Origin of the sequence: Oceaniglobus roseus, from assembly GCF_002869745.1 — a bacterium.
GTDB lineage: Bacteria > Pseudomonadota > Alphaproteobacteria > Rhodobacterales > Rhodobacteraceae > Oceaniglobus > Oceaniglobus roseus.
This window is the reverse complement of record NZ_PNOS01000074.1, coordinates 1-5,841: the sequence shown is the minus strand read 5'-3', so window position 1 is coordinate 5,841 and position 5,841 is coordinate 1. Positions and strand designations below refer to the sequence as shown.

Here is a 5,841-nt window from a genome sequence, read left to right as displayed (position 1 = left end):
GCGGCGGGCGCGCCGCCCATCAGGCGCAGCTGTTCGGCGAAGAGCGACTGCATGACCTGCATCTGACTCTGCATCAGCTGCGCCATGTCGGAGCCGCCGACCGCCGCCGGGGCCTGCGTGGCGAGGGCTTGGGGCACTGGCGCCGCGACGACGGGGGCCGGAGCTGCGACCGGAGCGGCGGCGGGCGCGGCGGCCATCGGGGCGGCGGGCGCCGGGGCTGCTTCTGGCGGCAGGGTGGCGTCGAGGTGGGCGGCCACGGCGGCAATGCTTGGATAGTCCGAAAGGAGGCTGCGGAAGCTCAGCTCGACCCCGTGGGTGCGGGCCAGCGCCTGCGACATCTGGCCCATGAACAGGCTGTCGAACCCGAGTTCGAGGAAGGAGGTCTCCGCATCCGCGATGCCGATCTCCTCGCCCGAGAGCTCGGTCAGCATCGCGGCCAGTTCGGACACAAGGCGGTCGGTGCGCGGGGTGGCGGGAACCTGGGACATGGGAGACCTTTCGAGGGACGGCGCGGGGGCGGTCGGTGTGGCGGGCGGCAGGGTCGCCGCCGGAGCGGCCTCTGCGGCGACGGGCAGCGGCGCGGGTTCCGGAATCGTGAGAGCGGGCGCGGGCTGCGCCGCGTTTGTGCGGAAGGGCGCGGCATCCGGCGGCGCGATCCAGTGGCGCCTGCGCAGGAAGACAGTGCCGGGGAGGTCCAGCTTGCGGCTGCCGCGGCGGCTTGCGGCGGGCCAGTCGACCGGCGCGCCGAGGCTCCAGAGCGTCGCCGTGGCCTCGGCCATGGCGCGGGCGTCGCTGACCGAGCGGGCATGGTCGGGCAGAGACTGCACCAGTCCGCCGTGTCCTTCCCGGGGCAGGCCCTGCGCCGCGAAGGTCGTGAGCGTGTTGCCCGCGCCGACCTCCAGCAGGATCGGCCTCGCCTCCCTCGCCAGCGCCCGGACCGCGGCCGCGAAGCGCACGGTTGCGCGGGCCTGACCGGCCCAGAAGCCGGGATCGGTGGCCTCGGCATCGGTCAGGGGCGCGCCGGTAACGGCGGAGATCATGGGGACTTCGGTCACCTTGGGCCTGGCCCCCGCGATGACCTCGCTGAGCGGCGCGGTCACGGGGTCCATCATCCGGCCGTGGAAGGCGTGGCTCGTATGCAGGCGGCGGTGCGGCAGGCCCGCGGTGTCGAGCCGGGCCTCCAGCGCGGCGACGGCGGCATCGGGGCCGGCGACGACCTGCAACTTCGGCGCGTTCTCGGCGGCGAGGTCGAGGTCCTGTCCGAGATGCGGGAGCAGGTCGTCGAGGCTGGCACGGACCGAGAGCATCACCCCTTCGGGCTGCTCCTGCATCAGTCGGCCGCGGGCGGCGACGGCGTGCAGGGCATCTTCGAAGGACATCACCCCGGCCAGCGCCGCGGCGGCGAATTCGCCCACCGAATGGCCGAGGAGCGCGCCGGGACGGATGCCACGGGCCATCCAGGCCTGTGCGGTGGCATATTGCGTCAGCACCAGCGCCGGTTGCGCGAGGGCGGTGCGTTTCAGCGCCTCCGCGGCGCCGGGGCCGGTCTCGGCGCCGTCGAGCAGCGGCAGGAGCGGGCGGTCGAGAAGCGGCGCGAGGATCTCGCAGCCCTCGTCGATCCAGCGGCGGTAGGCGGGGAGGTCGGCGTAGAGGCCGCTTCCCATGCCGGGATACTGCGCGCCCTGCCCCGGGAACAGGAAGGCGACGGGCGGTGTGTCGGGGCGGGCGGCGATCTTCGGCGCGGCCAGGAGGCGCCTCGCAGCCTCGGCCGGAGAGGCCGCGGCGATGGCGAGGCGGTGCGCGTGGGTGGTGCGGCCGTCCTGAAGCGTGAGCGCGACGTCCGGCAGCGCGGGCGGCGCGGCGGCGTCCAGCGCCCCGGCCAGCTCCGACGCCATGATCGCCAGCGCCTCGGGGGACTTCGCCGAGAGCGGCAGGATCTGGACCTCGTCCGCCCCGGCCTCCGCGATGGCGGTCCCGGGCGCCTCCTCCAGCACGATATGGACATTGGTGCCGCCGACGCCGAAGCCGCTGACCCCGGCGATGCGCGGGCCGTCGCAGTCCCACGGCTGGGGCCGGTCGGGCACGAAGAAGGTGCCGGCGGCGAAGTCGATCCTCGGGTTCGGGGCAATGAAGTTCGCCATCGGGGGAATCTCGCGCGCCTGCATCGCCTGCAGGGTGCGGATCACGCTGACGGCTCCTGCCCCGGCGTCGAGATGCCCGATGCTCCCCTTGACCGAGCCGAGCGCCACGGGGCGGTCGGTCCGGCCGAAGGCCTGCTGCAGCGCCCGCACCTCGATCGGATCTCCGAGCGGCGTCGCGGTGCCGTGGCATTCGACGAAGGAGACATCCGAAGGCGCTATGCCCGCGTCCCTATGCGCCGCGCGGATCGCCCCCGCCTGGCCGGTGACGGAGGGCGCGGTGAAGGAGATCTTGTCGGCGCCGTCGTTGTTCAGCCCGACGCCGCGGATCACCCCCGCGATCCGGTCGCCGTCCGCCAGCGCCCGCGCCAGCGGTTTCAGCACCAGCACCCCGCCGCCATGGCCGAAGACCGTGCCCCCCGCCTGTGCGTCGAAGGGGCGGCAGAGGCCGTCGGGCGAGGACATGCCGCCCTCCTGCGTGACATAGCCGCGCCGTTGCGGGAAGGTGATCGAGATGCCGCCCGCCAGCGCCATGTCGCACTGCCCTGCCCTCAGCGCCGTGACCGCCTGCGCGATGGCGGTGAGGCCGGTGGAACAGGCGGTGTGCACCGTCATCGCCGGGCCCTTCAGGTCCAGCTTGTAGGCGACGCGGGAGGACAGCGTATCGGTGATGTTGCCCGTCAGCGTGGTGTAGTTGTCGATCTGGAAGCCGTCGGTGAAATCGGCCAGCGCCCTGCGGTCCTGCATCAGGTTCGCCAGCATGTAGGTGCTGGTGGACGACCCCGCATAGACGCCGATCGCGGCATCGGTGCGCGCCGGGTCGCAGGCGGCGGAGTCGAGCGCGGCGACACACATCTCGAGGAAGACGCGGGCCTGGGGATCCATCCGCTCGGCCTCGCGGGGGAGGATGCCGAAGAAGCGGGCGTCGAACATCTCGACATCGTCGAGGACCGAGCGGGCGGGGACGTAGTGCGGATCGGCGCGGCGGGCCGGGTCGTCCTCCAGCTCTTCGGGGGCGAAGCGGTGGATCAGGTTCGCGCCCTCGCGCTGGCGGGCCCAGAAGGCGTCGAGGGTCGCGGCGCCGGGCACGCGGGCGGCATAGCCGATCACGGCGATGTCGGTGTCGCGGACCTGCTTCTGGGCGGCTGGTTGCTCTGCGGTCGTCGGGGACGCGGCCTGTGCCTGCTCGGCCAGGGCGGCGGCGATGTCGCCGAGGCGCGGGCGCTCGAAGAACAGCGTCAGGTCGAAATCGAGCTTCAGCGCCGCCTGCAGGCGGGCGTGGGCGTCGATCAGCTGCAGCGAGGTGCCGCCCGCGTCGAAGAAGGTGGCGCTGTCGGCCAGGGGACCGCAGTGCAGGATCTCGTCCCAGATGCGGGCGACGGTGGCGCGGATCTTCTGCGCGTTCGGGGCCGGTCGTGTGGTGTCCGCGGCGGCGCTGCGGGGCGCGGCCATCTGCGCCTCGAGCGCGGCGCGCACCGCCTTGCGGTCGGGCTTGCCCATCTTCGTTACCGGAAGCTCCGCCATCAGGATGACGTGGCGGGGCAGGAACTCCGCGTGGAGCGTCTGCCGCGCCGCTTCCATCGCCCCGGAGATGAACGCCGCCTCGTCCGTCGGCATCGCCTCGGGCTGGAGGGCGAGGCCGATGCGCCGGTCCCCCGCGGGGGCGGTCACCGCCTCGACGATGGCGAGGTGCACGCCGGGGACGTTGCGAAACACGTGCTCGATCCCGTCGAGCTCGATCCTGCGGCCGCCGAGCTTGATCTGCCGGTCGGCGCGGCCGAAGAACTCGAACGTGCCGGACGGGCGGCGCAGCGCCATGTCGCCGGTGCGGTAGACCCGGCCGCTGTGCCCGGGGCGTGGATCCTCGATGAACACCGCCGCCGTCTTCTCGGGCATCCCGTGGTAGCCGAGGGCCCCCCCTGCCCCGCCGATCAGCAGCTCGCCCGTGGTGCCGTCGGGCACCTCGGCAAGGGTCTCGTCGACGACGAAGGCGTGCTCGTGGGTCAGCTCGCGGCCGATCGGGATCGGGCGGCCGTCCAGCAGGTCCGGCCCGATCTCCTGCACGAGCGAGATGCAGGTGGTTTCCGAGGGGCCGTAGATGTTGACCATCGACAGGCCCGGCACCCTCTCCTTCAGGCGGCGCAACGGTTCGGGCGACAGCACGTCGCCCCCGGCCATGGCAAGGCGGACGGTGGCGAAGGCGTCGACATGGTGCGCGACGATCAGGTTGTGCATGCCCACGTACTGCGAGGTCACGGTGACGCGGTGGCGGGTCATGGTCGCCGCGATTTCGGGCAGCGCCGGGCGCGGCGTTTCGACCACGGCGAGGGCGGCGCCGGCCATCAGGGCCGACCAGACCTCGATCAGCCCGCCGTCGCAGGCGAGGCTGGAGGCGTGGAGCATGATGTCGTCGGGACGCAGCCCGATCACCGGCTGGTCCAGCGTGAAGGCGGCCAGGCCGCGGTTCGGCAGGACCACGCCCTTCGGCGTGCCGGTGGTGCCCGAGGTGAAGACGATGCAGGCGGGATCCCCGCCGCCGGTGCGGGGCCAGTCGTGGTCTGCCGCAGGAGCGAGCTGCGAAAGCGCGATCCGCGGCACGCCCTCCGCCCCGCCGCAGCCTTCCGGCAGGGGGCCGGGCGCGGGCTGGAGGATGGCGGCGAAGCGCACCTGCCCGACGATCTGGGCCAGTTGCGTCGGATCGGAATAGGCCGGGTCGAGCGGGACGCAAACCGCCCCGGCGCGCAGCGCCCCGAGCATGGCGATCAGCGCGTCGTCCGAGCGCGACATGGCAAGGCCGACGAGATCGCCGCGGCCAACGCCCGAGGCCATCAGTTGCGCCGCGACATCTCCTGCGCGCTCCAGCAGCTCGCCATAGCGGATGGTGCGGTCGCGCAGCAGGATCGCGGGGGCATCGGGCCGGAGGCGGGCCTGGTCGGCGACATGTTCGATCAGGCTGCGCGCGGGATCGAAACCGTGGGCAGCTTCGGACGTGGTCGATCCATCGGCGCGGGCCTGGTCGGCGACATGTTCGATCAGGCTGCGCGCGGGATCGAAACCGTGGGCAGCTTCGGACGTGGTCGATCCATCGGTCATGCAAAAACCCCGCTTCGCCGGTCGGAACATCGGTCCCGGTTCCTGCACCCGGTCCCACCCGTCGGCCGCAGTCGCCCGATACTGCCAAGCGCCCCGGTCCGGCACGACGCCGGATGCCCCTGCGTCAGGCCCATGGGCCGCAGAGCCCGGAAAATGCTGAACGAATTGAGGGGAATGGGCTTGTTTTCCAAACGGGAAACGCAGCGTTTCCGCCCTTCTCCCGGCATCGCCCACAGGCACAATGACGGAGCGCCGCGGTGATTGTTTCCCCCTGGAACCCCTCGACACCACCCCGGACAGAACGCGCTTTGCGCTGGACGAGTCGGTGGCTATCACGGCGCCACCGCAGTTGCAGCCGGAGGATTCCGCCATGGCCCGTCCGCCAAAGGCACCGCTCGACCCCGATGCCCGCACGGTGATCGACCGCGTCAACGCGCTGAACGCGCCGGGCTACGAGACGATGCCCGTGCCCGCCGCCCGCGCCATCGCGGCCCACCTGCGGCGCAACACGGCCTTCCCGCCCCTGCGGGTGGGCGCGGTCGAGCGGATCGACCTGGCCGCGCCGGGCGGCGCCCCCCTGCCCGCGCGCCATTACCGCCCGCTGGTGGCG

General features: G+C 72.9%; 2 protein-coding genes. One reads left to right on the top strand and one right to left on the bottom strand.

Annotated features, from left to right (window positions below; all coding sequences use genetic code 11):
* A partial coding sequence (locus A7B20_RS20915) for a polyketide synthase (protein WP_172961080.1) occupies window positions 1–5,231 on the bottom strand: 5,231 nt, incomplete at its 3' end.
* 370 nt (window positions 5,232–5,601) lie between these two features.
* Between A7B20_RS20915 and A7B20_RS20910 the strand changes: the two genes are divergently transcribed.
* Window positions 5,602–5,841: hypothetical protein (locus A7B20_RS20910; protein ID WP_216641234.1), on the top strand; the 240-nt coding region annotated here is incomplete at its 3' end.